The organism is Falsiruegeria mediterranea M17, assembly GCF_900302455.1.
Taxonomy (GTDB): domain Bacteria; phylum Pseudomonadota; class Alphaproteobacteria; order Rhodobacterales; family Rhodobacteraceae; genus Falsiruegeria; species Falsiruegeria mediterranea.
In genome coordinates this window covers 381,151-403,881 of sequence record NZ_ONZG01000001.1, presented here as the reverse complement: position 1 = coordinate 403,881, position 22,731 = coordinate 381,151, and the positions used below count along the sequence as shown (strand labels likewise).

At 59.8% G+C, this 22,731-nt stretch carries 27 protein-coding genes; 14 read left to right on the top strand and 13 right to left on the bottom strand.

Going from position 1 to position 22,731, the window contains the following annotated elements:
• Positions 1 to 54 precede the first annotated feature (54 nt).
• Positions 55 to 969 carry a Hint domain-containing protein gene (locus tag TRM7615_RS01955; protein WP_108785223.1) on the top strand — a complete coding sequence of 305 codons (915 nt, stop codon included), beginning with the start codon at positions 55 to 57 and terminating at the stop codon, positions 967 to 969.
• 63 nt (positions 970 to 1,032) lie between these two features.
• On the opposite strand, the gene TRM7615_RS01950 is transcribed toward TRM7615_RS01955, so the two are convergent.
• Positions 1,033 to 2,373 (bottom strand): FliI/YscN family ATPase, encoded by a 1,341-nt coding sequence (locus TRM7615_RS01950; protein WP_207775205.1) that lies wholly within the window; start codon positions 2,371 to 2,373, stop codon positions 1,033 to 1,035.
• 86 nt (positions 2,374 to 2,459) lie between these two features.
• Between TRM7615_RS01950 and TRM7615_RS01945 the strand changes: the two genes are divergently transcribed.
• Genes TRM7615_RS01945 through TRM7615_RS01905 form a run of 9 tightly spaced genes read left to right on the top strand, consistent with a single transcriptional unit; the run spans position 2,460 to position 7,043 of the window.
• On the top strand, positions 2,460 to 2,849 hold the full coding sequence (locus tag TRM7615_RS01945; RefSeq protein WP_108785222.1) for a FlgB family protein: 390 nt from the start codon (positions 2,460 to 2,462) through the stop codon (positions 2,847 to 2,849).
• Between the two features lie 11 nt (positions 2,850 to 2,860).
• On the top strand, positions 2,861 to 3,253 hold the full coding sequence (gene flgC / locus TRM7615_RS01940) for a flagellar basal body rod protein FlgC (protein WP_108785221.1): 393 nt from the start codon (positions 2,861 to 2,863) through the stop codon (positions 3,251 to 3,253).
• A 27-nt stretch (positions 3,254 to 3,280) separates the two neighbouring features.
• Complete coding sequence (gene fliE, locus TRM7615_RS01935) at positions 3,281 to 3,571, top strand: flagellar hook-basal body complex protein FliE (protein ID WP_108785220.1); 291 nt, start codon at positions 3,281 to 3,283, stop codon at positions 3,569 to 3,571.
• 1 nt (position 3,572) lies between these two features.
• Positions 3,573 to 3,845: a flagellar biosynthetic protein FliQ gene (locus tag TRM7615_RS01930; RefSeq protein WP_085797234.1), complete on the top strand. Its 273-nt coding sequence runs from the start codon at positions 3,573 to 3,575 to the stop codon at positions 3,843 to 3,845.
• Positions 3,845 to 4,558 (top strand): flagellar hook-basal body complex protein, encoded by a 714-nt coding sequence (locus TRM7615_RS01925; protein WP_108785219.1) that lies wholly within the window; start codon positions 3,845 to 3,847, stop codon positions 4,556 to 4,558. Before TRM7615_RS01930 ends, TRM7615_RS01925 begins: the two co-directional genes overlap by 1 nt.
• A 21-nt stretch (positions 4,559 to 4,579) precedes the next feature.
• Entirely contained in the window at positions 4,580 to 5,365 is a 786-nt protein-coding gene (flgG, locus tag TRM7615_RS01920) for a flagellar basal-body rod protein FlgG (protein WP_108785218.1), read from the top strand.
• Positions 5,365 to 5,781, top strand: coding sequence for a flagellar basal body P-ring formation chaperone FlgA (flgA, locus tag TRM7615_RS01915; RefSeq protein ID WP_108785217.1), 417 nt, complete (start codon positions 5,365 to 5,367; stop codon positions 5,779 to 5,781). Before flgG ends, flgA begins: the two co-directional genes overlap by 1 nt.
• Before the next feature lie 8 nt (positions 5,782 to 5,789).
• Positions 5,790 to 6,515 carry a flagellar basal body L-ring protein FlgH gene (flgH, locus tag TRM7615_RS01910; RefSeq protein WP_108785216.1) on the top strand — a complete coding sequence of 242 codons (726 nt, stop codon included), beginning with the start codon at positions 5,790 to 5,792 and terminating at the stop codon, positions 6,513 to 6,515.
• A gap of 12 nt (positions 6,516 to 6,527) precedes the next feature.
• Entirely contained in the window at positions 6,528 to 7,043 is a 516-nt protein-coding gene (locus TRM7615_RS01905; RefSeq protein WP_108785215.1) for a flagellar basal body-associated protein FliL, read from the top strand.
• Between the two features lie 52 nt (positions 7,044 to 7,095).
• Here TRM7615_RS01905 and TRM7615_RS01900 read toward each other — a convergent pair whose 3' ends face one another.
• The 10 genes from TRM7615_RS01900 to TRM7615_RS01855 form a co-directional block, all read right to left on the bottom strand.
• Positions 7,096 to 7,512, bottom strand: a complete 417-nt coding sequence (locus TRM7615_RS01900; protein WP_181893209.1) for a hypothetical protein — start codon at positions 7,510 to 7,512, stop codon at positions 7,096 to 7,098.
• A complete protein-coding gene (gene flhB / locus TRM7615_RS01895; protein ID WP_108785214.1) occupies positions 7,509 to 8,594 on the bottom strand; it encodes a flagellar type III secretion system protein FlhB in 1,086 nt (361 codons plus the stop codon). Before flhB ends, TRM7615_RS01900 begins: the two co-directional genes overlap by 4 nt.
• A complete protein-coding gene (locus TRM7615_RS01890) occupies positions 8,591 to 9,355 on the bottom strand; it encodes a flagellar biosynthetic protein FliR (RefSeq protein ID WP_108785213.1) in 765 nt (254 codons plus the stop codon). Before TRM7615_RS01890 ends, flhB begins: the two co-directional genes overlap by 4 nt.
• 3 nt (positions 9,356 to 9,358) lie before the next feature.
• Positions 9,359 to 11,389 carry a flagellar biosynthesis protein FlhA gene (flhA, locus tag TRM7615_RS01885; protein WP_370739757.1) on the bottom strand — a complete coding sequence of 677 codons (2,031 nt, stop codon included), beginning with the start codon at positions 11,387 to 11,389 and terminating at the stop codon, positions 9,359 to 9,361.
• A gap of 61 nt (positions 11,390 to 11,450) precedes the next feature.
• Positions 11,451 to 12,194, bottom strand: coding sequence for a transglycosylase SLT domain-containing protein (locus TRM7615_RS01880; protein ID WP_108785211.1), 744 nt, complete (start codon positions 12,192 to 12,194; stop codon positions 11,451 to 11,453).
• A 95-nt stretch (positions 12,195 to 12,289) separates the two neighbouring features.
• Positions 12,290 to 14,482 (bottom strand): hypothetical protein, encoded by a 2,193-nt coding sequence (locus TRM7615_RS01875; RefSeq protein WP_108785210.1) that lies wholly within the window; start codon positions 14,480 to 14,482, stop codon positions 12,290 to 12,292.
• Positions 14,479 to 15,348 carry a flagellar motor stator protein MotA gene (gene motA, locus TRM7615_RS01870; protein WP_108785209.1) on the bottom strand — a complete coding sequence of 290 codons (870 nt, stop codon included), beginning with the start codon at positions 15,346 to 15,348 and terminating at the stop codon, positions 14,479 to 14,481. The genes TRM7615_RS01875 and motA overlap by 4 nt, the downstream gene beginning before the upstream one ends.
• A 57-nt stretch (positions 15,349 to 15,405) precedes the next feature.
• Positions 15,406 to 15,990 (bottom strand): MotE family protein, encoded by a 585-nt coding sequence (locus TRM7615_RS01865; protein ID WP_108785208.1) that lies wholly within the window; start codon positions 15,988 to 15,990, stop codon positions 15,406 to 15,408.
• Positions 15,987 to 16,433, bottom strand: a complete 447-nt coding sequence (locus tag TRM7615_RS01860) for a hypothetical protein (protein WP_108785207.1) — start codon at positions 16,431 to 16,433, stop codon at positions 15,987 to 15,989. The genes TRM7615_RS01865 and TRM7615_RS01860 overlap by 4 nt, the downstream gene beginning before the upstream one ends.
• Before the next feature lie 9 nt (positions 16,434 to 16,442).
• The gene (locus tag TRM7615_RS01855) at positions 16,443 to 16,949 is read right to left on the bottom strand and encodes a flagellar basal body-associated FliL family protein (RefSeq protein ID WP_108785206.1); all 507 of its coding nucleotides are present in this window, start codon (positions 16,947 to 16,949) and stop codon (positions 16,443 to 16,445) included.
• Positions 16,950 to 17,069: 120 nt separating this feature from the next.
• On the opposite strand from TRM7615_RS01855, the gene fliF reads away from it, so the two are divergent.
• Genes fliF through fliP form a run of 4 tightly spaced genes read left to right on the top strand, consistent with a single transcriptional unit; the run spans position 17,070 to position 20,299 of the window.
• Positions 17,070 to 18,677, top strand: coding sequence for a flagellar basal-body MS-ring/collar protein FliF (gene fliF / locus TRM7615_RS01850; RefSeq protein ID WP_108785205.1), 1,608 nt, complete (start codon positions 17,070 to 17,072; stop codon positions 18,675 to 18,677).
• Positions 18,677 to 19,276 (top strand): ABC transporter ATP-binding protein, encoded by a 600-nt coding sequence (locus tag TRM7615_RS01845; RefSeq protein ID WP_108785204.1) that lies wholly within the window; start codon positions 18,677 to 18,679, stop codon positions 19,274 to 19,276. The genes fliF and TRM7615_RS01845 overlap by 1 nt, the downstream gene beginning before the upstream one ends.
• Positions 19,269 to 19,556 (top strand): FliM/FliN family flagellar motor switch protein, encoded by a 288-nt coding sequence (locus TRM7615_RS01840; RefSeq protein WP_108785203.1) that lies wholly within the window; start codon positions 19,269 to 19,271, stop codon positions 19,554 to 19,556. Before TRM7615_RS01845 ends, TRM7615_RS01840 begins: the two co-directional genes overlap by 8 nt.
• Complete coding sequence (fliP, locus tag TRM7615_RS01835; protein ID WP_165821342.1) at positions 19,553 to 20,299, top strand: flagellar type III secretion system pore protein FliP; 747 nt, start codon at positions 19,553 to 19,555, stop codon at positions 20,297 to 20,299. The genes TRM7615_RS01840 and fliP overlap by 4 nt, the downstream gene beginning before the upstream one ends.
• Before the next feature lie 324 nt (positions 20,300 to 20,623).
• On the opposite strand, the gene TRM7615_RS01830 is transcribed toward fliP, so the two are convergent.
• Both TRM7615_RS01830 and TRM7615_RS01825 read right to left on the bottom strand, forming a co-directional pair.
• Positions 20,624 to 21,724 (bottom strand): flagellar basal body P-ring protein FlgI, encoded by a 1,101-nt coding sequence (locus TRM7615_RS01830; RefSeq protein WP_108785202.1) that lies wholly within the window; start codon positions 21,722 to 21,724, stop codon positions 20,624 to 20,626.
• Positions 21,721 to 22,728, bottom strand: a complete 1,008-nt coding sequence (locus TRM7615_RS01825; RefSeq protein WP_108785201.1) for a flagellin — start codon at positions 22,726 to 22,728, stop codon at positions 21,721 to 21,723. Before TRM7615_RS01825 ends, TRM7615_RS01830 begins: the two co-directional genes overlap by 4 nt.
• Positions 22,729 to 22,731: the final 3 nt, after the last annotated feature.

Below are 22,731 nucleotides of genomic sequence, written 5' to 3'. Positions count from 1 at the left end.
TTACGGCTGCTGCCACGGCCGACTGTTTGTTCGCGTTCAAAGTAGGGGGGATATATGCCTACTGACTATATCGATCAGGTGTTTCTGCTTGATCCTGCCAGCCCGCCTGCGGTGGGAACTCAGATTAATTTTCAACAGGTTACCCTGACTGATCAAAACGACAACGGGTTGATCAACCGCTTTGCGGGCGACAACATCAATGGCGTTGATATTGTCAGTTCGTGGCCGGGTGATACGGTGACGATCGATGTGCCGAATGTCGGGCTTGTGACCTATACGGGAATCACTTTTTACCTCGCGGACGGTGGGCGGATGTTCACGCCGACCGACGGTCAGGCCTTGCAGAACGGGACATTTCAGGGCTCGACCTTTGTGAACACCCAAGGGTCGCTGGATGTGAATGACCTGCCGCCGGTGTGTTTCACTGTGGGCACCAAGATCCTGACTCCCGTCGGCGAGCGCCGGATTGAAGAGCTGGAAGCCGGCGATTTGGTGACGACGCGCGAACACGGAGATCAGCCGGTTTTGTGGATCGGACGGACCACGGTCGACGGGCGTGGCGAGATGGGGCCGATCCGGTTCAAGGCGGGTGTGTTGGGGGCCAAGCGACCATTGTTGGTGTCCCCTCAGCATCGCATGGTGATCGACGACTGGCGCGCGCTCTATTTCTTTGGCCACAAGGAGATTCTGGTGGCGGCCAAGGCGCTGGTGAATGGTGATACTGTCAAACAGGTCAAGCGTGACCAAGTTGAATACATTCATCTGTTGTTCGCCTCGCACGAGGTGGTGTTTGCCAATGGCGTACCGTCTGAAAGCTATTTCCCTGGTCACGCGTTGGAACGCTCGGACCGCGAGGCGCAGGCGGAAATCCTGAGACTGTTCCCCCAGTTGAACCATGTGACGGCCCTGCAGAAGAAGACCGCCTTGCCGGTGGTGCGCGCCCGCGATGCGCGGATGATGACACTTTGATCCTTTGATCCCGTGCATGTTCGTTTTGCCAAACCGGTGCCCGGTTTTGCAGGAGCACGCTTTTTAACGCATGGGCGGCGGGGTGTTTGCGCGGCGCAAGATCAGGTTCAGACGATTGAAGCTGGCCTGTACCGTGTCCGGTTCAGGGCGCGCAAAGAAGCCATCCAGCTCATCAAACACCCGCACCGCTTGATCCAGCACAGGGTCGGCCCCTTCGGCATACAGGCCGGCCTTGATCATCACCTCGGACTGCTCATAGGCGCCGATCAGACGGCGGACGTCGTGGATGGCGTCGTTTTCTTCTGCCGTGGCAGCGTCGGGCAGGCTGCGCGAGACCGAGCGGCTGACGTCGATGGCGGGATAGCGGCCGCGTTCAGCGATGTCTCGGTTCAGGACGATGTGTCCGTCCAGTACGCCGCGCAGGATGTCGGCCACCGGCTCGTCCATGTCGGACCCGGCCACGAGAACGCTGAACACGGCTGTGATGTCGCCCTGTGTGTGTGTTCCCGGTCCCGCGCGTTCGCACAGACCGGTGATCAGCGGTGTCACGGACGGGGGATAGCCACGCAGGGCGGGAGCCTCGCCTTGTGAGACCGAAATTTCGCGGTGGGCCTCGGCAAAGCGGGTGATCGAATCGGCCAGGAACAGCACATTCATCCCCTCGTCCCGCAGGGTTTCGGCCACGCTCATCGCCGCCCAGGCGCAGCGGCGGCGCACCAGTGCAGATTGGTCCGAGGTGGCGGCCACGACCACGGCGCGCTCCATCCCTTCGCGGCCTAGTGTTTTTTCAACAAATTCATTCACTTCCCGCCCCCGTTCGCCGATCAGGGCGACCACGACAGCGTCGGCTTGCATTGACTTGGCCAGCATTGCGAGCAGGCTGGATTTACCCACGCCGGACCCGGCAAAAAGCCCGATCCGCTGCCCCCGCACGATGGGCAAAACGGTGTTGAGTACCGACATCCCGGTCGACATGCGCGCGCCCAGTGGCTTGCGTTCTACGGCAGGCGGTGGCGAGGCCATCAGGTTGCGCTTGCCCTCTCCCCTAAGCAGGGGTCGACCATCCAGCGGACGGCCAAAGGGATCGACGACGCGCCCGATCCAGGACGCGCTGGGCGCGAATTCAGGCATCTTTTGCAGGATCACCCTATTGCCCAAGGCAACCCCGTCTGGCGCGGCGTCAGGCAGCATGTTGATGGCATCGGCGTCGACCTGCAAAACCTCGCCATGCAGGGAGGAGACGGTGTTGCGTTTCAACTCCAGCCGGTCGCCGATCCGGGCCGCGTTTGCCAGCCCCTGAATCCGGATTACGCCCCCCTGTACCCCCATCACGCGCCCGACGTGTCGCGACAGGCTGAGGGCTTGGAATTGTGCTTTCAGGTGGGCCGGGTTTGGGGCGGACATAAGGATTCTCCGTTTTGTTCCTGAAAACGGTTTCTAAACGAATCGGGGTTAAGCCTTGATTGAAATTGATCGAGGGAGAAGCCCCGATGTTCTCTGACTTGAACGTCTTTAAGATGGCGTACGCCATGGCAACACATGCCGGTAAACGACAGGCCATCGTGTCGCAAAACATGGCCAATGCCGATACGCCCGGATACCAGGCCCGCGACATCGAATCCTTTTCCAATGCTTATGTGAAAAACGGCGCGCGCATTGAAATGCACGCCAGTCGTGGTGGGCATTTGAACGGCGTGGAACGGGGTACGCCCGATTGGGCAGTGTTCCATCCTGACCTGCCCAACGATCCCAACCAGAACAATGTCGCCATCGAAGAAGAGATGCTGAAAGCCGTTGAGGTCAAGCGCCAGCACGACCGCGCGATCGCGATCTACAAGTCATCGATGGCGGTGCTGCGCGGCACGCTTGGCCGATCGTAAGGAGTGTCGTTATGAGTGAGTTTTCCAAATCCCTTTCGGTCACCGCCAGCGCCCTGCGCGCCCAAGCCGCGCGTCTGCGCCACGTGTCCGAAAACATCTCGAATGCCGATACGCCCGGGTATCGCCGCAAGGTTGTCCCGTTTGAGGTCAATCGTGCCGAAAACGCCGGTGTCGACATGGTCAAGGTCGGGCGAGTCAACCTGGACCGGTCCGAGTTGAACGAGATCTATGATCCGGCCCATCCACTGGCCAATGAGGCCGGCAATTTCAAGGGTTCGAACGTCGATCTGATGATCGAGATTGCCGACGCGCGCGAAGCGCAGCGCAGTTACGAGGCCAACCTCAAGATGTTTGAACAGGTGCGGCAGATGTCGTCGTCCCTGATGGACCTTCTTCGCAAGTAACTCTTTCCCAAAACAAGGACAGCCAGAATGGATATCCGCTCACTTTCCGCCGCCAGCAGCTATGCCTCGGCCCGACCTGCGACGCAGGCAGACCCCAATCATCAGGGGGCCGGGCAGGGCCTGCGCCAGACATTTTCCGACTTTGCGGCGACGTTGCAGCACAGCGAACAAACCGCCCAGGCGGCGATGATCGGGCAGGCCGACCCACATGCCCTGGTGCAGGCGCTGGCGCAAACTGAACTGGCCGTTGAGACGGCCGTGACCGTGCGCAACAAGGTTGTCGAGGCTTATCAGGAAATCCTGAGGATGCCTGTCTGACATGCTGAGTGAGGGTCTTTTCTTTGACGTAGTGCGGCAGGCGCTGTGGATTTCGGTCATCGTTTCGGTGCCGATCCTGACTGTGGCGCTGATCACCGGTCTGGCCGTGGGGCTGTTCCAGGCGCTGACGTCGATCCAGGAAATGACCCTGACGTTTGTCCCCAAATTGGCCGCCATTGTCGTCGTGTTCTGGATCTCGATGGGGTTCATGACCAAGACGCTGGTGTCCTTCTTCACAGCAACGATCATTCCCCTGATTGCCGGAGGTTTATAATGGAAACAGCAGGTTACGCCACGCTATCGCGTCAATCCGGTCTGATGAATGAGATCCGAGTCATCGCGAACAACATCGCCAATGCGGCCACCACCGGGTACCGGCAAGAGGGGCTGGTGTTTTCCGAGTTCATCAAGGACGGCCCCAACCAACCGTCCCTGTCGATGGCACGGGCGCAGGTGCGCAACACGTCGTTTGCCCAAGGCACCCTGACGCAGACCAACGGCAAGTTTGATGTCGCCATCGAGGGAGAGGGGTTTTTCAAGGTCGAGACCGGCGCAGGAGAGCGTCTGACGCGGGCGGGCAGTTTCACCCCCAACGCCCAGGGCGATCTGGTCAACATGGACGGGCATCTGGTGATGGATGTCAGCGGCACCCCGATCTTTATTCCGCCGGACGTGCAGACCATCAAGATCGCTTCTGATGGCACCATCAGCGGCGATGGTCGGTTGCTGGGGCAGGTGGGTGTTTTCACTCCAGTGAACCCCTCGGGCCTGATCCGTGAAGGCGGGGTAGTGTTCCGTGCCGATGACGGATCGGAGCCCACCGAAGAGGCCAAGGTGATGCAGGGGTTCCTGGAGGGATCAAACGTCAACGCAATTGGCCAGGTGGCCCGGCTGGTGGAGATCCAGCGTGGTTATGAACTGGGTCAGAGCTTTTTGGAAACCGAAGATCAACGCATTCGCAGCGCCGTCAAAGCGTTGTCGCGGTAACTTTTCAGACAGGAGAATCTCATGCGTGCCTTGAAGATTGCGGCAACGGGAATGACGGCTCAGCAACTGCGGGTCGAGACGATTTCCAACAACCTCGCCAACATGAACACCACCGGCTACAACGCCCGCCGGGCCGAGTTCGCAGACCTGCACTATCAGCAGGTGTCCCGCGCGGGCACAGTTAATGCATCCGACGGTACTGTGCTGCCGACCGGCGTACAGTTGGGGTTGGGTGTGCGGCCTGCTGCGGTGTCGATCCATCTGGCGCAGGGCGCGCTGTCGGAAACCGGCAATGATCTGGACGTGGCGATCGAGGGTCGCGGATATCTGGAGGTCACCCTGCCGTCCGGTCAATCTGCCTATACGCGCGATGGTAGTCTGAAACGCTCGGCCGAGGGGCTGATCGTCACGTCGGACGGCTATACGGTGACGCCCGAGATCACCATTCCCACGGATGCGCGCAGCATCTCGATCAATGCGGCGGGCGAGGTGTTCGCCTATTTCGACAACGCGGCCGAGGGGCAGCTTTTAGGGCAATTCACATTGGCCAGTTTCGCCAACGCCAAGGGGCTGGAGGCAATTGGCAGCAACATGTTCAAGGAAACCGAGGCCTCTGGCGCGCCGGTTGTGGCTGAACCGGGTGTCGACGGGTTGGGCACGCTGCGACAGGGATACATCGAGGACAGCTCGGTCGATGCCGTGCGCGAAGTGACCGAGCTGATCGAGGCGCAGCGCGGATATGAAATGAATGCCAAGGTCATCTCGGCTGTCGACCAGATGATGAGCGCAACGACGCAGGTGCGCTGATGCGGGTTCTGACTGTCCTGACGCTGGTGCTGTTTGCCACGCCCACCCTGGCCGAGATCCTGGTGCCCGCCCGTACGATCCGCGCAAAGGAGATTATCAGCGCGCAGGATCTGGTGCCGAAATCGGCTGATGTGCCGGGTGCCGTGTCCCACCTCGACGAGGTCATCGGGCAAGAGGCGCGCGTCGCGCTGTACCCCGGACGCCCGATCCGGTTTTCCGACATCGGCCCGCCCGCCATCGTCGATCGCAATGACATCGTGCCGCTGATCTTCACCTACGGCAGTCTGACGATCACCGCCGAGGGGCGCGCAATGGGGCGGGGTGCCACTGGCGAAATCATTCGCGTGATGAACCTGTCATCGCGCTCTACAATCACCGGCCGCATCCGGCCTGACGGTTCAATCGAGGTTCACTGATGCATTTAATGACGAAGAAATCCCTGCTTGTTGGTCTGATTTTCCTGGGCGCCTGCGGGCGGATGGATCATCTGGGCAAGCCGCCCAGCTTTTCGGAAAGCTCGCAGACGCCGGAACATGTGGCGATGCTGTGGCCGGGGTTGCCGCTCAACTCTGTTCCGCAGCGCAGCGTCGATCAGTCCTCGCTCTGGAGCGGGGGGCGCGCGTCGTTGCTGGGCGATCGTCGGGCGATGCAAAAGGGTGACATCATGACCGTCGTCATCGAGATCGACGAAAAGGCTGAGATTTCCAACGACACCAAACGTTCGCGCACCGGGTCCGAGGATCTGGGCGTTCCGAACCTCTTTGGCTTAACGCAGCGGATTGATGAAAAGTTGCCCGAGGGCGCCAGTATGGCGAATGCGGTTGGTGTGACCTCGTCCAGCAAGACCGACGGCAAGGGCTCGGTCAAGCGCAAGGAGAAGCTGACCTTGCGGGTTGCTGCGACGGTGGTGGACGTGCTGCCCAACGGCGTGTTGGCCATTTCCGGGACCCAGGAACTTCGGGTGAATTTCGAACTGCGTGAGCTGTTGGTCACCGGCTATGTGCGTCCCGAAGATATCTCACGCCAGAATGAGATCACCTATGACAAGATCGCTTCGGCGCGGGTGAGCTATGGCGGGCGCGGCCAGATCACGGATGTGCAGCAGCCACGGTATGGCCAGCAAGTCCTTGATGCTGTTCTGCCATTCTAAGGAGCTTGCGACGTGAAGAAACTGCTACCTATTTTGTTCTTGATCGTTGGCCTTGGCGCCGGTGCAGGTGCCGGTGTGTTCCTCGGGCCGACCGGGGCCAAGGGCGACAAGGCCGAGACCGCCGAGACCGAAAACAAGAAGGACGATAAGGGTAAGTCGGAAGCCAAGGCGAAGCCCGAAAAGGCCAAGGACGAGACCCCAACGGGCAGCGAATACGTCAAGCTGCCCAAGCAGTTTGTCATCCCCATCGTGACCAAGGATCATATTTCGGCCCTGGCCACGGTGTCGCTGAGCCTGGAAACGGTCGAAGGCAGCACCGACGCGGTCTATTCCAAAGAGCCCAAGCTGCGCGACATGTTTCTGCAGGTGCTGTTTGATCACGCCAACATGGGTGGGTTCGACGGGGCGTTTACGCGGCCAGACAACCTTGCACCGCTGCGCAAGGCGCTGAACGATGTGGCCCGCAATGAGCTGGGCGATATCGTCAAGGATGTGCTGATCGTGGATATCGCCCGTCAGGACACCTGAACCCTTTGAAGTGCTGAGGAAAACGCCACGCTGATGCGTGGCATTTTTCGTGTCAGAGCTTGGTGAGTATACCGTCGAGCAGATCGTCCTGACGGCGGGCCTGCTGGCGTTGCAGTCGTTTGGTCCTCTCCCGTTTTTGCAGTTTCTCCATTGCATCCTTGCGGCCAAAGGCTGTGCGCAGTTTTTCCATCGCGCTGAGCTTGCGGGCATGAGCCTGCGCCAGGTGCATGTGCAACTGACGGCGCGTCTTGGACTCCCAACCCCGCCACAGAATGTCAGCACCGACCATGCGAACCGAATGGGTCTGCTGCGGTTGGGCAGCGGCCTGAGCCACCTGCGCATCCAGTCGGGCCAATTGCGCGCGGATCTCAGCCTCTTGCTGCAAGACCTCTTTGATCGCCTCGTGCTCGCGCAGGTAAAGCGCTTCGGTCACTTGCACCGTTTGCTCAAGCGTTTCTCGTTTCATCATACACCTTCCTTGGCTTTCTTGCGCATGGTTTCGGCAAATCGGATCGCGGCGGCGACGGGTTTGTAGTGTTCTTCGAGGATCTCGTCGCCAATCTCGACCGAAGCGTGAATCGCCCGCGCCGTGGGGGGATCGGATTGGATCGGCACACCGTTTTCATTGGCGATCTGGCGGATGGTGCCTGCGACTTCGTCAACACCTTTGGCGACACAGATCGGCGCTGCTCCAGGAAGGCGCGACCACTTCAGAACAACCGCGTAATGAGTCGGGTTCACGATCACCACGTCGGCGTCGGGCACGTCGGCCATCATCTGGTTCATCGCGATCTGCTGCCCTTTTTGGCGGCGCTGCTGTTTCATGTGCGGGTCGCCTTCGGCATCCTTGGTCTCGTCGGTGATTTCCTTTCGGCTCATGCGGTTTTTGCGGATGTGCTCAAAGTACTGCCAGATGTAGTCTACCGAGCCGATCATCAGCGCCACGGCGAGCACGATGAACATGAACTGAAACACCAGATCCATCATCATCGGCACCACGATGCGCGGCGCGACCCCGGTGCTTGAGATGATGTCGCTCATGTTTGCATGCAGAAACACGCCCAGGCAGATTGAATAGAGGATCAGTTTGGTGAAGCTTTTGGAAAATTCGAACAGGCCCCCACGGCCAAACTTGTTCTTGGCATTTGAGATCAGCGAGATGCGCGACAGTTTCGGTTGCAGTTTGCTGGGCGTCACCAGAAAGGCGCGCTGGGCGATCACGGACAGGATGATGGCCGCCATGGGAACCAGGAACCAGGGGCCGATGGCCAAGGCGACTGAACCGATCAGGCCCCCGGCCGGACCGGCCGAGGGGCCGTTGACCAGCAGGGTCGACAGCCCCTCGGGCTGATCGAGAAAGATCATCAGCGTGGTGCCGAGCGAGGTGATCGAGGCGTGACCGATGGCCAGAAACACCAACACCAAACCGGCATATGCGGCGACGACGGACAGGTCAGCCGATTTCGCAACCTCGCCCTTTTCTCGCGCCTTCTGAAGCTTCTGCGGTGTCGGGTCAAAGGACTTTTCGGTATCGTCGTCGGCTGCGCTCATCTGGGGCCGCCAAGCGGGTTCATCAGAAAATCATTCACCGCATCAACCCAGATCGTCAGCAGCAGGGGCGTCGCGGCAAAGAGGATGAACAGCCCGCCAAAGGTGATCACCGGGGCGCCAACAAAGGCCACCATCAGCTGCGGCATGGCGCGGTTGATTGCGCCCATCGCCAGGTTGTAGATCAGCGAGGCGATGACAAAGGGCGCTGCCAATGAAAATGCCAGGGCAAAAACCGTGGCGATTTGGCCGACACCCCAGCGGGTCAGATCGCTGGCGTTGGGCAAGGTGCCGGCAGGAAAGAGCTGATAGCTGAGGATGGCATATTCGGCCGCGCGCACATGCAGCCCCGTCATCACCGCCAGGGTCAGACCCGCCATGACAAGAAGGAAGCCCATGGCCGGGACGGGCTCGACCGCGGCGCCGCCCAGGATTTGCGACAGCGATGTGGCCTGTGCGGCGATCGAGCCCGCGGTTTGCAAGCCCAAAACAAACAAGCGCACCATGATACCAAGGACTAGCCCGACCACGATCTCGGTCATTGCCAGCCGGGCAAAGGCGGCAAAATTAACGGGTTCGAACCGTTCACCAAGTGCAGGTGCGACGATGGCGGTAAAGGCGATGGCGATCCCCATCTTGACGCGTGTGGGCACAGTGCGTTCGCCAAAGGCGGGCATGACCGAGACAAAAGCTGAAATCCTGAGCAGCACGGTGAAGGCGTGCCAGAATTCGGAGGTCAGATACTGGGCCAGTGGCTCACTCATGGGTTACGCAGCCACCAAACCAACAAGCGCCGGGCGGGCCTCAAGCCCGATTTCCTCGAATGACAGGACCGGGTTGGAGATACCGCGCGCGCGCATCACCGTGCGCAGGAATCGCCTGCGCCGGGTCGAGGTGACAACCGCCGGATAAATGCCGTTTTCGGCCGTTTGCCCCACTTGTTCGGACACGCCGTCAGCCAGCCGGTTGAACAGATCGGGCGGCAAGGCGATGTCCAGGCCGCTGGCACCGCCGTCGACCTGATAGGTCACAAAGGCGTCTTCCCATTCGGGTGCCAGTTGGACAAGGGGGATCGAGCCATCGGCGCGTTTCATGTCGGCCACCAGCTGGAACCCCAGGCGATGGCGCACGTGTTCGCAGATCGCCTCGGGCTGGGTGGTAATCAGACGGGCTTCGGCGATGGTTTCAAGGATCAGCGGCATGTTGCGGATCGACACCCGTTCCTCCAGAAGCAGGCGCAGAACACTGTGCAGCGTGTCCATTGGCACCTTGTCTGGGATGAGCTCATCCAGCAGTTTGCGGTTTGCCTCGGCCCGGCCCGGATCGCTGAGGCGTTTCATCTCGTCCAGCAGGCGGCGCAGAGATTTCAGGGTCAGAAGGCGGGCAAAATTCTGTTTGATCACCTCAAGCAGATGCGTCGCCAGGATCTCGGGCGGGGAAACGATCGTGGCCCCGGAAATGGCCGCGCCATCCTGATCCTTGGGCGAAATCCATCGCGCGGGCGCACCATAGACAGGTTCGGTCACATCCTGGCCGTCGGGCAGCGCGGTAAAGCTGTCTGGCACCAGTGCCAGCACCAGATCGGGATGCAGCACGCCACGCACCTGTTCGACGCCCTGGACACGGATGATGTAGGTGCCGGGTGTCAGTTCGGCCTGATCGGTCAGGCGAATGTCGGGCAGGATCAGCCCAAACTCGGACGCCACATGGGTGCGCATGTTGGCGATGCGGGCGTCCAGCCCGGTGCCAGGGTCGAGCACCATGCCGACCAGGTCGGGGGCAAATTCCAGATGTACGTCGTCCAGATCCAGAATGTCGCCCAAGCCCCGGTTCTGGACGGGCTCTTCGGGCATGGCGTTGCTGGCGGCTTCCTCCTCGGCCTCTTTGTGTTGTTGCAGGATCATCCAGTAGGCCGCTGCTCCAAGTGCGCCACTGCCCAGGATGAATGGCAGAAACGGCAAACCCGGTACCAATGCAAACACACCCATCAGTACCGCTACGGTGGCCAGAGCGGCGGGGTGTTTGCCCAGCTGATCCAGCAACGCCAGATCGGTGGCCCCCTGCATGCCGCCGCGTGCCAGCAACAGGGCCGAAGCGATCGAGATGATGACGGCCGGGATTTGCGACACCAGGCCGTCACCAACCGTCAGGATCGCATAGGTTTCGAAGGCGGCCGAAATGGGCATCTGGTGAACAACCACGCCCATCACCAGTCCCATGACCAGATTTAGAAGCGTGATCAGCAGACCGGCAATCGCATCGCCCTTGACGAATTTCGATGCGCCATCGAGCGAGCCAAAAAACGTGGTTTCCTGCTGCTCGCGCTCGCGCCGTTCCTTGGCTTGAGCGTGGTCGATGGCACCTGCCGACATGTCGCTGTCGATGGCAAGCTGTTTGCCGGGCATCCCGTCCAGGGCAAACCGCGCACCAACTTCGGCCATGCGGGCCGCACCCTTGGTGATCACCATGAAGTTCACGATCAGTAGCACGCCGAACACCACCAGGCCCAGGAACACACTGCCGCCCATGATGAATTGGGCAAACCCCTCGATCACGTCGCCGGCGGCGTTGGGACCGGTGTGGCCCTGGCCGATGATGAGTTTCGTGGACGAGATGTTGAGCGACAATCGCAGCATCAGCGAGGCCAGTAGGATGGTCGGGAAGGCCGAGAAATCCAGCGGGCGCTCGATGAAAAGCGTGATCGTGAAGATCAGGATCGCCAGGCCAAACGAGGCGGCAAGGCCCACATCCAGAACCCAGGCGGGCACAGGCAGGATCATCATGATGATGATCGTCATCAGGGCAATCGCGAGCAGGACGGTGGGGCTGAAGAGAGAGTTTAGCTGAACTTTGGGCATATCAATTGAAGGCAATCAGAGAGGAAGAGGTCGTGTTTGCGCCGGTCGGCACCAGGGAACCCATACCGCTGGATCCGGACCCGATCAGCGGCTGGCGTGAGGCGTGCCCCAGAATCGGCAAGGGGCCGGTGTCGGGCGCAGGGGCGCCGTTCAGATTTGCGCGTGTGGAGTCAAATCGGGCGATGTAGACGTCGGCATATTGGCGGGTTCGGGAGTGATAGGCGCCCGCTGCCTTGGACCATTCGCCAAATTCATCGTGCAATGTCCTGAGGAACCGGGCGGCATAGGCGGCGTTCAGGTCCGGGTCGAACATCTCGTCAATCGATTCGAACCCGCTGCTGTGCCACTTGTAGTTGATCTGAAAACAGCCAACATCAAAGCTGCGTGCGCCGTCCTTGAATCGCGAAAAAACAAAGGATCGCGCTTCGTCTTCGGTGGAAAACCAGTGACCGGCCCCTTCCATGTTGACGGTCCAGGGCCAGGGGGATGTTTCACCTTGTGATGTGCGTCCCGTTTCGATGCGGGTAATGGCAAGCATCACATCCTCAGGGATGCCGTGGGTGCGCGCGGCCCTCAGGGCGGCCCGGTCGCACAGGTTGCCGGTGGCTCGGAATTGGGTCAGGGCATGAGTCAGAGATGGGGTAAAACTGACCAGAATGAGGGTCAGGAGAAGGGCAGGTCGCCCTTGGTTTGATCTCGCTGAACAGAGCCAGTTCCAGGGTCTGGATTGAAAGGGTCGGGGCATTCTGCCTATCCACACTATGCGTCAAGCAGAGGCTAGGATCCGAGTATTTAGAATTGGTTAGCCGAACCCAAATGTTTGCTTTCGGCGTTCACGGATCAATTGATGGCGTCCAACAGTTCGCCGATCGCAGCCCGGGCGTTTTCGCTTTCCGAGATCAGATTTCGCGCCTCGGACAAACGGCTTGGGATCTCGATGGTGTCAGGGGGCTGTAGATTGATCGACAGCTCGGCCGCGCGTGTATAGTCGCTGTCGACATCTGGCATCTGTTCCCAGTTTTCGGTCAACCACAGGGCGCGGGCGGCGTCGTCCAATTGACCTGATTCGACTAATTGCTCGGCTGCCGCAGTCAATTCGCCCTTCTGTTCAAGCGCCTCGGCTCGCAGACTTGCGGCCTCAGGACCCTTTGTTCCCAACAGCTCCAACTGTGCCCGGTGTGGCAGGTTCATACCCAATGCCGCACGCGCCAAAAGAAACTTGCGGTTTTTGGCCACACGGCCCTTGAGCGGGTCATCCAGGAGGTCCATCGCCTGCTTGTAAAATCCCAGCTGGATCAGACGCTCGGCCAGCAGATCGACGGTCTCACGTACGAGAATTCCCGGGCGCTGGTCGCTGTGTTCCAGCGCAATCTTCAGAAAAGAGACATCATCGGCGCGTTCCGCCAACAGTGTCAGGATACGGTTGAGCGATGCGGGGCGTTGATCTGTCGCCAATTCACCCAATTCCAAAAACCCCTCGTCGAACTGGCCGTTCAGACCCAATGCCAGAACATATGCGCGTTGCAAGTCGGTGCCGAGTTCGGATTTGCGGAACTCATGCGCATGCGCGGCCAACAGTTCCGTATTGGCCTCGGAGAACCCCTGGCGCAATTCCCAGCGATCTTCGAGCAAGGCGATCAAGGCGCGCGGCGCTTGCTCGGAATCACTGGTGTCCTCGACCACGGTTTCAAGCTTTACCTGATATTCCTCATGGTCCCCTTCCAGGCGTGCGACCTCGGCTTCGACCAGGGACACTTCGGGTTTGGGGGCAGGCAGGTTGCGATTCAGGATGCGCAGGACGGCGCGAGTTGATACCTTGTCCCCGGCGCGCGTCAGAACCATGCCCAGCCTTGGGCCCAGTTGAAACTGTAGATGTTCGGGCAATCTGGCAAAGGCGCTTGTGATGGCTTGTGTGTTTGCGTCCTGCGCCAGATCGTCCTGTGCCAGGACGGACCACAAGGAGATCGGGCCATTGCAATGCTGGAAGCCGGTCAGCTCGTCCGCTCCATCTGGGTCTCCTGTGTCCATGAGCCCCGCGAGAATGGGCAATTCCCACGAGATCTTTGACGGGTCCGGGTGGAGTGCCAGTGTATTCAATGCCTCGGTGCCAAAACCGAAGTAGACGTATTTCCTGGCCAACTCCACAACCACGTCGGGGTCGATGTCGCCTGCTTCGGTCACCACGCGATTTCGCAGATCACCAATAAGTTCTCCAAAGCCATCCGGCTCGCCCCATTGAGCAAGTTGCAAGTTGTCGATGGCAGAGCAAGTGCGTTTGGGGGCACCGCTCGACACGTGATCAGAGAGACCATGGAGATCCCGGTCGATCACCGTTGCAATGCGGATGTTTTCGCTTACCCCGAGGGCTTGCGCGAGTATCGGATTTTCCACCCTGTCGGGGTTTTCCGTGTCAATGGCCACCACATCCAGGGCGATGTCCAGAACGTCCTGATCGACAGCTCGGGTGATCTGGGACAACAGTCGGAATTCCGTGTGTCTTTGACCGGGCAGGAGGTGCGTCAGGTCACTTTGAGTGTTGTGTGATGGGAGGTCGAGCGGCAGGGAAACGGGGGGCGTCGCTGCAACCTCGATGTCGGGAACGGCACCGGTCACCGACTCGTCCGAGGTGGTTGGTAAAACAACAGGTAACTTCAGGGCAATGGGCTCTGAGGCTGTCGATTTTCGGATATCCACAACCAGATAGTCATCAGCTTCGACAAAGGCTGTTGCTTCACAAAAACAGCCAAAGGACAACCGAAGGGGATCACCAGGAGCCTCTTGTTTTAGGTCAGCCAACCGATCGCGGGGGATGCGGGCAAATACACCCGCTGTGTCAAATTCCACATCCGGCAGCGCTAGCTTCAGCACGGCCTCGCTGGTGCCAGTTCTCAACGACCATTCTGCACCCTTGGGCAGCTTCATGACCAACCGGGTGAAGTCCGAGTGCTCGCCCGAGCGTACGACCAGCCGCTCGGCCATGGCCGACGTCGCGCAGATAGTCGCAAAAACGAGGAGCAGAAGTACGCGGGTCATGCGGCGTCCTGTTTGATGGCTTTTAGCGCCTCTTCCAGATCGGCGAATTTGGGCCGGATGTGCGAGGGTGTGTTCTGCCTCCCGACCTCGATACAGATGGCAGCTGCATGATTGTGCAGGTTGGCAACCAGAACCTCGCGGATCAGCTGGTAGAAATGTGCATCTTCTTCGACCACGGCTTTGACCTTGGACGCAAAGGGACCAACCAGGCCATAAGCCAGGAAAACGCCCAGGAAGGTCCCGACCAGAGCACCGCCGATCAACTTGCCCAGGACCTCGGGCGGCTGATCGATCGAGCCCATCGTCTTGATCACACCCAGAACCGCCGCAACAATCCCCAGAGCCGGCAGGCCGTCAGCGACGGTTTGCAAGGCGTGGCTGGAATGCAGCGCGTGATGCAGGTTTGCGTCCATGCGTTTTTCCAGCACCTCTTCGACCTGGTGTGGATCGTCGTAGTTCATCGAGGCCGAGCGCATGGTGTCACAGATCAGATCGACCGCCTCTTTGTCAGACTGAATCTTGGGGTATTTGGAAAAAAGGCTCGAATTTTCGGGGTCTTCGATGTGTTGCTCCACCTCAACCGGGTTTTGGCGCGCGATGCGGATCAGGGCAAACAGCAGGCACAGCAGATCTCGATAGTCGTCCGGTTTCCATTTGGCGCCCTTAAAGACCTTGGCCATGTCTTTGGCCGTATGTTTGACGCCACCCATGTCGTTGCTGATCAGAAACGCACCCACGGCTGCGCCGCCAATCATCATCATTTCAAAAGGGAGCGATTTCAGAATGATGGCCATTTTGCCGCCGGCAGCCAGATAGCCGCCGAAAACCATCGCGAAAATGCACACAATCCCGATGATTCCGATCATGTCAGTACTCCGAGTTCAGCTGTTGGGGTGAAAGGATCAAGCAAACGGTCATAACGGTCAGTCGTCCGGCACATTGGCGTTGCGGCCCGCCAGAACCACGCTGATGGTATAAGCCGCGGTTGGGCTGAGCCCGGCCATGATCCCGGCGGCGGCTTCGGGCCGCATGCGGGCCAGGAAACCGGCGGCAAAGTCAGGATCCATCTCTTCGAACAGGGCGGCCGATTCCTTGGGCTTCATCTGCTCATAGACGTCCGTGAGCCGCGTCAGGTCGTCCTCGGCCGCGACATCGGCCAATGCGATGGTCTCGCGCAACGCTTCTTCGGCTTCGGTCAGGGCCGCGAGTTTCTGTTCGATGGCCTCATCTGCAACGGCCAGGGCCTTCGCCCGCTCTTCGATCTGTGATTCGCGGCGAGCCAGATTTTGCTCGCGTTCTTGCAGGGCGGCCAGGAGTTTTTGATATTCGACAGCTGTCTCTGTCACCTTGGGAAACATCTCGTCCTTCAGCGCCTCGGGCTGTTCGGTGTTGATTTCCCGCGCGATGGCCGGTCCGGCCTCGAACCCCACGCGCAGGACCGCTGAGCCGAGCATGAGGACGGCGATGACAGTCAAGGCGCCATTGCGGGCTGTAATCGGTTTGCTCATGTTTCTGCCCTCGCTGCGCCACGATCACGGCGCATGAACATCAACCCCGGGGCTGGTGGTTCGGATTTGCACTCAACCTCGACCGTACCGTGATTTGCGATTTCGTCGGGTCTGTCAGCCGGTTTAGCTTCGGGAGGTTTCACCTCGGGCGCATCGGCAATCGGCACGTCATGCATTGAGGCCATCAACAGTTCGAGCCGTAGAGCCGCAGCTTCGGCTTTGGCCGTCAGTTCACCCAATGCCTCGTTCGAGGTACCTGACGCGGCGCGCGCAGATTCGAGCGTCTTGTTAAGGTCGTCCACCTGCGCAGACAACACCGCGACGGCGCCGCCGACCCCTTTTTCCAAGTCGTTGAACCGGTTCAGACGCCGGGCCAGAACAAAACAGTAAAGGCCTGCACCCAGGGCGCCGGCAACAAGAAGAATATCTGCCACTAGTTCCAATTTATTCTCCTAGTTCAGTACAAATTCGATCACCAGCAGGTCGCGCACGCGCCCCTTGCCAGCGACAATACCAATGCGGCGCAGCATCTGGCCGCGCAGCCGCGTCAGGGCCAGGGGATCACGCAGATCCGACAGCTCGAGCGCCCTGAGATAGCCGTTGAGAACGTCAAGGATCCGGGGGCGGATTTTCTCGACATCCGAGTGGTACTTTGATTCGACTTCAAGCTGGGCGTGGAACCGCAGCTGATGAATGGTCGTTCCGCCGCTCAGCGTGATCATGATCGGGGTCAGATCCACATATTCGATGTCGGGAAGCGCGGCCGGGTATTCGCCAGTGTCCTTGGCATCTGTTTTTTCGTCCTGCGCCTCGGCGGTTTTCCCAATGGGAATCAACCCCGAGGTCGTCGCATAGAATCCTGCACCCGCACCAACCAGACCCAGAACGAGCCCGATAATCAGCGGGAGTTTCCCGTCTTTTTTCTCTGGTTCCAGTTCGTCTGCCGTCGCATCGGCCATGCCGTACCCTCTTCGAAGTTCGAGGACATTCATAGCCGGTCAGGAACTAACCGATTGTTAAGGCCAATCGACCAAAACAGGTGATGTGCCGAACAGAATGTCGGTGAGACGGAGGTTAGCGTGCAGCAGATTAGAAGTGTCTGGGCAAGTTTTGACAAAAGAAAACAGATTATCGTGGTGGGCGCAGCAGTTGCGGTGTTCATTGCGGTCCTGACCATGTCGCGAATCGCGGCAAACCCAAGCATGCAATTGCTCTATGCGGGGTTGGAAAGTGGCTCGGCCGGCGATGTGGTCCGCTCGCTCGAGCAGCGTGGCATTCCCTATGACGTGCGGGGCGGTTCGATATACGTTCCCGCCGCGCAGCGGGATGAGCTGCGCCTGACATTGGCCAGCGAAGGGCTGCCTGCAAATGGCGGAAAAGGGTACGAACTTCTTGATTCGCTGAGCGGATTTGGCACCACCTCGCAAATGTTCGACGCCGCCTATTGGCGCGCGAAAGAGGGCGAATTGGCGCGCACGATCGTGGCGTCGCCTTTTATCGGCCAAGCGCGGGTTCACATCGCCAACAGCGCGTCGTCGCCCTTTCAACGCAGTGCGGAACCCACCGCCTCGGTCTCGGTCATTCCGACCGGCAGCCCGATCACACCGACCCAGGCCAATGCGATTCGATTTTTGGTTTCCAGCGCAATCAGTGGGTTGTCAGTGGACAACGTGGCGATCATCGATGCTAACGGCACGCTGATCGGTTCGCCCGAGGCCACGGCCGCGGCCAGCACGGCTGATGACCGGGCGCAACAGATGCGCGACCGGGTGTTGCGTCTGGTCGAAGCCCGCGTTGGCAAGGGCAATGCGGTGGTCGAAATCAGTGTTGATACCGTGACGGAAACCGAATCTATCCGCGAACGCCGATTTGACCCCAACGGGCGGGTGGCAATCAGCACAGATGTCGAAGAGCGTTCGGACAATTCCAAAAACCAGTCCGGCGATGTGACTGTGGCGTCGAATCTGCCAGATGGGGATGGCGCGACCGGCGACGAATCGAACTCGTCCACCAGTGCGACGCGGGAACGTGTGAACTATGAAGTCTCTGAAACAGAGTTGGAAATTTTGCGTGTGCCCGGTGCGGTCAAGCGTTTGAGCGTCGCGGTTCTGGTCAACGGAACGCCAGCCGAGGCCGCTGGTGGCGCCTTTGTGCCGCGCCCCGAAGAAGAACTGGGCGCGCTGCGAGAGCTGGTTTCGTCTGCCGTTGGGTACGACGCGGAACGGGGTGACGTCATCACGATCAAATCCATGGAGCTGCCCAGCATCGAACCGCTAGGCACAGCGGTCGGCCCGTCGTTGTTCCAGGGCATGCATCTGGATGCGATGTCGCTGATCCAGATGGCTACGCTGGCGCTTGTTGCGCTTGGGCTGGGTCTGTTTGTCGTCCGTCCGATCCTGAGCAACACCGCCCAGCTTGGAGCACCGTCGCTTGCTCTACCGTCTGCTGCGCCAACAGGTGCAGGTCAATCGTCGGACGCGCAACTGGCACTGACCGGAGAAATAGCCACGCGAGACGGCGAAGGGTTTGAGCCTCTCCAGGCGCCCAATGCAGGTGTCCGGCAAATCGCGGGAGCGGGTGTGACCGAAGACCCAGTGGATCGTTTGCGCTCGATGATCGGGGACAAACAGGAAGAAACAGTCGAAATCCTGCGCAGCTGGTTGCAGGAAAGTGAGGAGAAAGCCTGATGTCGATCGCACATTTGCTGGAAGACTTTGAAAAGAACATCTTTCAAGTCGGGCGTGTCCAGATGATGGATGAGGACGCGCTGGAAGAATACCGGCTGACCGCCTTTGAACAAGGCTATGCCGCCGGCTGGGATGATGCAGTGTCGGCCCAAACCGAAGACACCGGGCGCGTGTCCGAAGCCCTGGGCAAATCGCTTGAGGATCTGTCGTTCACCTACCACGAGGCGCTGTCGCAGATGACCTTGTCGCTTGAGCCGATGTTCAGCAGCCTCATGAATACGGTTCTGCCCGACACCATCGAGAAGACCTATAGCCAGCACATTGTGGATGAGCTGAAAGAAATGGCGCGGGATCAGGCGGCGCAGCCGGTTCTGTTGGTGGTTCCATCGGGGGTGAGCGCAGCGCTCAAACCCTCGCTGGATCGGGAGTTTTCTGTTCCGGTTCAGATGGTTGAAGAATCCAGTCTGCCACCAGGTCAGGCGTATCTTCGGGTCGGAACCGCCGAGCGCGAAGTAGATTGCACAGCACTGATGGCCTCCATCTCCGAGGCCGTCGACGCATTCCTGTATCAGGCAAAAGAGGACATCCAACATGGATAACGAGGCCCCCAACACACGCGAGCAAGGCAACCCGTTCACCTCGGTTCCGATCGAAATCATGGTGTCGGTCGGTCACGCCCGACCGTTGATCAAGGATCTGGTGGGGCTGGGTGAAAATGCTGTGCTGACGTTGGACAAACGGGTCGAGGATCCGGTTGAGCTTTATGTCGGGGGCACACTTGTCGCTCGTGGGCAGCTTGAAGAGATGAATGGCGACCAGGCCGGACAGTTGGCCGTCCGTCTGACGGAAATCACCGATCTGCAAAGCGGATTGGGATGAAACACTGGTCTCAATTGGCTCTGGCTGCGCTCATTGCAGGCGTGATTGTAGCCATGGCCGAACCCGTCAGTGCACAGGAGCTGTCGCTGTCTCTGGGCGAAGGTGGCTCCTTGTCGGGGCGCACGATTCAGCTGATTTTGTTGATCACGGTTCTGAGCCTGGCGCCGGGTTTGGCGATCATGATCACATGTTTTCCGTTTCTGGTGACAGTCTTGTCGATCCTGCGCCAAGGCATCGGGCTTCAGCAATCGCCGCCCAACATGCTGATTGTCAGCCTGGCTCTGTTCCTGACCTATTTCATCATGGAGCCTGTGTTCACCGAGGCCTGGGAAACCGGGATCCAGCCGCTGGTCGAAGAAACGCTTGAGGTTGAACCGGCCCTGCAACAGGCAATCATCCCGTTCAAGGGGTTCATGGCCGCACGCGTCGATCCCGACACGTTTGATGCGATGGCATCCCTGCGGCCGCACACACAAGAGGTGGAGTTGTCGCCCAAAGCACCGATTTCGGTTCTGGTCCCTTCGTTCCTGTTGTCCGAGATTTCGCGCGCGTTTCAGATCGGCTTTCTGGTGTTCCTGCCGTTTCTGGTGATTGATCTGGTGGTTGCGGCGGTTTTGATGTCAATGGGCATGATGATGGTGCCGCCAGCAACGGTTTCCTTGCCGTTCAAGCTGGCGTTTTTTGTGATTGCTGACGGCTGGTCCTTGGTCGCGGGAGCGTTGGTTCGAAGCTATAGCCCTTAGGTATAACGCGTTGGCTCATCGAAGCCGAACCCGGCCTTCTCATGAAGCGCCGGGTTTTTGACGTGATGGCGGCACAGTTCAAGATTGACCTTGCGCTTGGCCAACGTTCGTAAATCCGGTGATCCTCTGCGTGCTGGTGGCCGGGGCTTGGTGACCGGTTTGAAGTCTACGCCGATCCGCAGCCTATCCTGGCATTGGCGTGCCTTTGGCCAAGTTCGCGACAACCTCCTCGATCCTAACCGGCCTTATCGCCGGGCAAAGACACAAAAGAAATGGCCCGGGTTGTCTGCCCGGACCGTATCATGACGTGCAGGGGGATCGCGCTTATTGTACCACGAACTCGGCGTGCAGGGCCCCGGCGGCCTTGATCGTTTTGAGGATGTCGATCATGTCGCGTGGCGACACCCCCAACGCGTTGAGGCCCGCAACGACCTGTGACAGAGACGTCCCCTCTGGCACCTCGGCCAAAGCGATGCCGCCATCCTCATCGATCGCCGCGTTGGTTCGGGGCACAACCACCGACCGGCCATTGGCGAAGGGGTTGGGTTGGACCGCCAGCGGCGTTTCTTCGACGCGCAGGGTCAGATTGCCCTGGGACACGGCCACGCGCGAGATGCGCACGTCGTCGCCCATCACGATCGTGCCCGAACGTTGATCCACCACCACGCGGGCCTTGCGCTCGGGCTCGACCAGGATGTTTTCCATCCGGCCAATTGCATGCGCGGTTGAGGCGGCCCGCGTGGCGGGTATGTCGACCTCGACTGTGCCGGAATCGCGCATGACAGCCACGCGGGCGTTGAAGATGCGGTTGACTGCGGTTTCGATCCGGCCTGCGGTCGTGAAGTCCGGCTCGCGCAGGGCCAGCCGGATCTGGGTCAGGTCGCTCAAGGCAAATTCAATCTCGCGTTCGACACGGGCGCCGGACGGGATCACACCGGATGTTGGAACGCCGCGCACCACAGATGCGGCCTCGCCTTCGGCGACGGCCCCGCCGGCCAGTACCGTGCCTTGGGCAACCGCATAGATCTGACCGTCGGCCGCGTTTAGCGGGGTCATCACCAGCGTGCCGCCCATGAGGCTTTTGGAATCACCAATCGCGGAGACAGTGACGTCGATCTGGCTGCCGACGCGGGAGAACGGCGGCAGATTGGCAGTGACAAAAACTGCAGCCACATTTTTGGGGCGGAATTGTTCGCCGGTCACGTTCACGCCCAAACGTTCTAGGATGTTGGACATGATCTCTTCGGTGAAGGGGGCGTTGCGCAGGCCGTCACCGGTGCCGTTCAGGCCAACCACCAGGCCGTAGCCCACCAGATCGTTGCCGCGCACCCCGTCGAAATCAACAAGGTCCTTGAGGCGCACCGCCCCTGCGGACACCATTGACGGGAAGAGCAGACAGAGAAAAACACAGATCAGCTTTTTCATCTCAGGAAATTCACCAGGTTAAGGGAAGAGGTCCGCGCCGTGACCGTGTAAAGGCTTTGCAGTTGCAACTGGACGCTTTGCAGGCGGGTTGTGACCTCAAACGGGTCGGCACCGATCAGATTGTTGCGGGCAAACTCCAGGCTGCTCTTGGTGGCCGAATTGCGCGCCTCGGCCTGATCGATGCGGGCCTCGGCATGGCCGACGTCCGCACGCAGACCGATGATATCATCCTTGGCCTTGGTCAGACCCGCACCGGTTCTCTTGAACAGTTCGGTTTGCTCGGCGTCGTTCAGTCCAACAGCGCCGTCGGAGGCAAGAGCGGCCAGGGTCGTGTTCAACAGGACCTCTCGGATGGCAGGATTGTCGGCCCTGAGCGTCAGCGAAACCTCGTCATTCTTGCCGACCGAAAGCGGGGCCAGGGATTGGTTGGAGCCTTGGTAGATCACCGACTCGAACCCAGCCGGGTCATTGAACCAATTGCGTGCTGCTGTAATGACGTCGTCAGCAGTTGTACTGCCCGCAATGGCGGTGCGCGCCTCTTGCAGTAACGTGTCGGCGGATCCCAGCGGCACCTGATCGGTGGCGACCCCGGCAAACAGGCTGCGACCCGCGACGGATTGGTTCAGAGATCCAATCATCGCTCCAAGCTCTGATTGCGCCTGCGCACTGGCCTGGGTTCGGTTGATGTCCTGTCCGAAACTCCCAATCGTGGTCAGGCTATGCGCCAGATCGCCGGTGCGTTTGTCCAGGTTCTCCAGGCTGCGTTGCATCGTGGAGGCAAAGAGTCCGGCCTCGGCCGTTGCGGTTGAGAAACTATCCAGCCGTTCGAGCGAATGTTCGATGTCGGCAAGATGTGAGAACTCTCCGTTCAAATGTGCGGAAACGTCGGCTACGCGCCCGGTTGCAAGCTCATCGGTGAGGGAGGCAATTTCGTTTCGGAGTTCGGTGCTTCTGTTTTGAAACATCATTGTTCGGGCGAGATCGCCAATCGAAGACATGTTCATAAT

Bases quoted from the DNA above. Each gene is read 5' to 3' on its own strand.
- TRM7615_RS01955 (WP_108785223.1), top strand. From the start codon at position 55: ATGCCTACTGACTATATCGATCAGGTGTTTCTGCTTGATCCTGCCAGC.
- TRM7615_RS01950 (WP_207775205.1), bottom strand. From the start codon at position 2,373: ATGTCCGCCCCAAACCCGGCCCACCTGAAAGCACAATTCCAAGCCCTC.
- TRM7615_RS01945 (WP_108785222.1), top strand. From the start codon at position 2,460: ATGTTCTCTGACTTGAACGTCTTTAAGATGGCGTACGCCATGGCAACA.
- flgC (WP_108785221.1), top strand. From the start codon at position 2,861: ATGAGTGAGTTTTCCAAATCCCTTTCGGTCACCGCCAGCGCCCTGCGC.
- fliE (WP_108785220.1), top strand. From the start codon at position 3,281: ATGGATATCCGCTCACTTTCCGCCGCCAGCAGCTATGCCTCGGCCCGA.
- TRM7615_RS01930 (WP_085797234.1), top strand. From the start codon at position 3,573: ATGCTGAGTGAGGGTCTTTTCTTTGACGTAGTGCGGCAGGCGCTGTGG.
- TRM7615_RS01925 (WP_108785219.1), top strand. From the start codon at position 3,845: ATGGAAACAGCAGGTTACGCCACGCTATCGCGTCAATCCGGTCTGATG.
- flgG (WP_108785218.1), top strand. From the start codon at position 4,580: ATGCGTGCCTTGAAGATTGCGGCAACGGGAATGACGGCTCAGCAACTG.
- flgA (WP_108785217.1), top strand. From the start codon at position 5,365: ATGCGGGTTCTGACTGTCCTGACGCTGGTGCTGTTTGCCACGCCCACC.
- flgH (WP_108785216.1), top strand. From the start codon at position 5,790: ATGACGAAGAAATCCCTGCTTGTTGGTCTGATTTTCCTGGGCGCCTGC.
- TRM7615_RS01900 (WP_181893209.1), bottom strand. From the start codon at position 7,512: ATGATGAAACGAGAAACGCTTGAGCAAACGGTGCAAGTGACCGAAGCG.
- flhB (WP_108785214.1), bottom strand. From the start codon at position 8,594: ATGAGCGCAGCCGACGACGATACCGAAAAGTCCTTTGACCCGACACCG.
- TRM7615_RS01890 (WP_108785213.1), bottom strand. From the start codon at position 9,355: ATGAGTGAGCCACTGGCCCAGTATCTGACCTCCGAATTCTGGCACGCC.
- flhA (WP_370739757.1), bottom strand. From the start codon at position 11,389: ATGACGATCATCATCATGATGATCCTGCCTGTGCCCGCCTGGGTTCTG.
- TRM7615_RS01880 (WP_108785211.1), bottom strand. From the start codon at position 12,194: ATGCCCCGACCCTTTCAATCCAGACCCTGGAACTGGCTCTGTTCAGCG.
- TRM7615_RS01875 (WP_108785210.1), bottom strand. From the start codon at position 14,482: ATGACCCGCGTACTTCTGCTCCTCGTTTTTGCGACTATCTGCGCGACG.
- motA (WP_108785209.1), bottom strand. From the start codon at position 15,348: ATGATCGGAATCATCGGGATTGTGTGCATTTTCGCGATGGTTTTCGGC.
- TRM7615_RS01865 (WP_108785208.1), bottom strand. From the start codon at position 15,990: ATGAGCAAACCGATTACAGCCCGCAATGGCGCCTTGACTGTCATCGCC.
- TRM7615_RS01855 (WP_108785206.1), bottom strand. From the start codon at position 16,949: ATGGCCGATGCGACGGCAGACGAACTGGAACCAGAGAAAAAAGACGGG.
- TRM7615_RS01845 (WP_108785204.1), top strand. From the start codon at position 18,677: ATGTCGATCGCACATTTGCTGGAAGACTTTGAAAAGAACATCTTTCAA.
- TRM7615_RS01840 (WP_108785203.1), top strand. From the start codon at position 19,269: ATGGATAACGAGGCCCCCAACACACGCGAGCAAGGCAACCCGTTCACC.
- fliP (WP_165821342.1), top strand. From the start codon at position 19,553: ATGAAACACTGGTCTCAATTGGCTCTGGCTGCGCTCATTGCAGGCGTG.
- TRM7615_RS01830 (WP_108785202.1), bottom strand. From the start codon at position 21,724: ATGAAAAAGCTGATCTGTGTTTTTCTCTGTCTGCTCTTCCCGTCAATG.
- TRM7615_RS01825 (WP_108785201.1), bottom strand. From the start codon at position 22,728: ATGAACATGTCTTCGATTGGCGATCTCGCCCGAACAATGATGTTTCAA.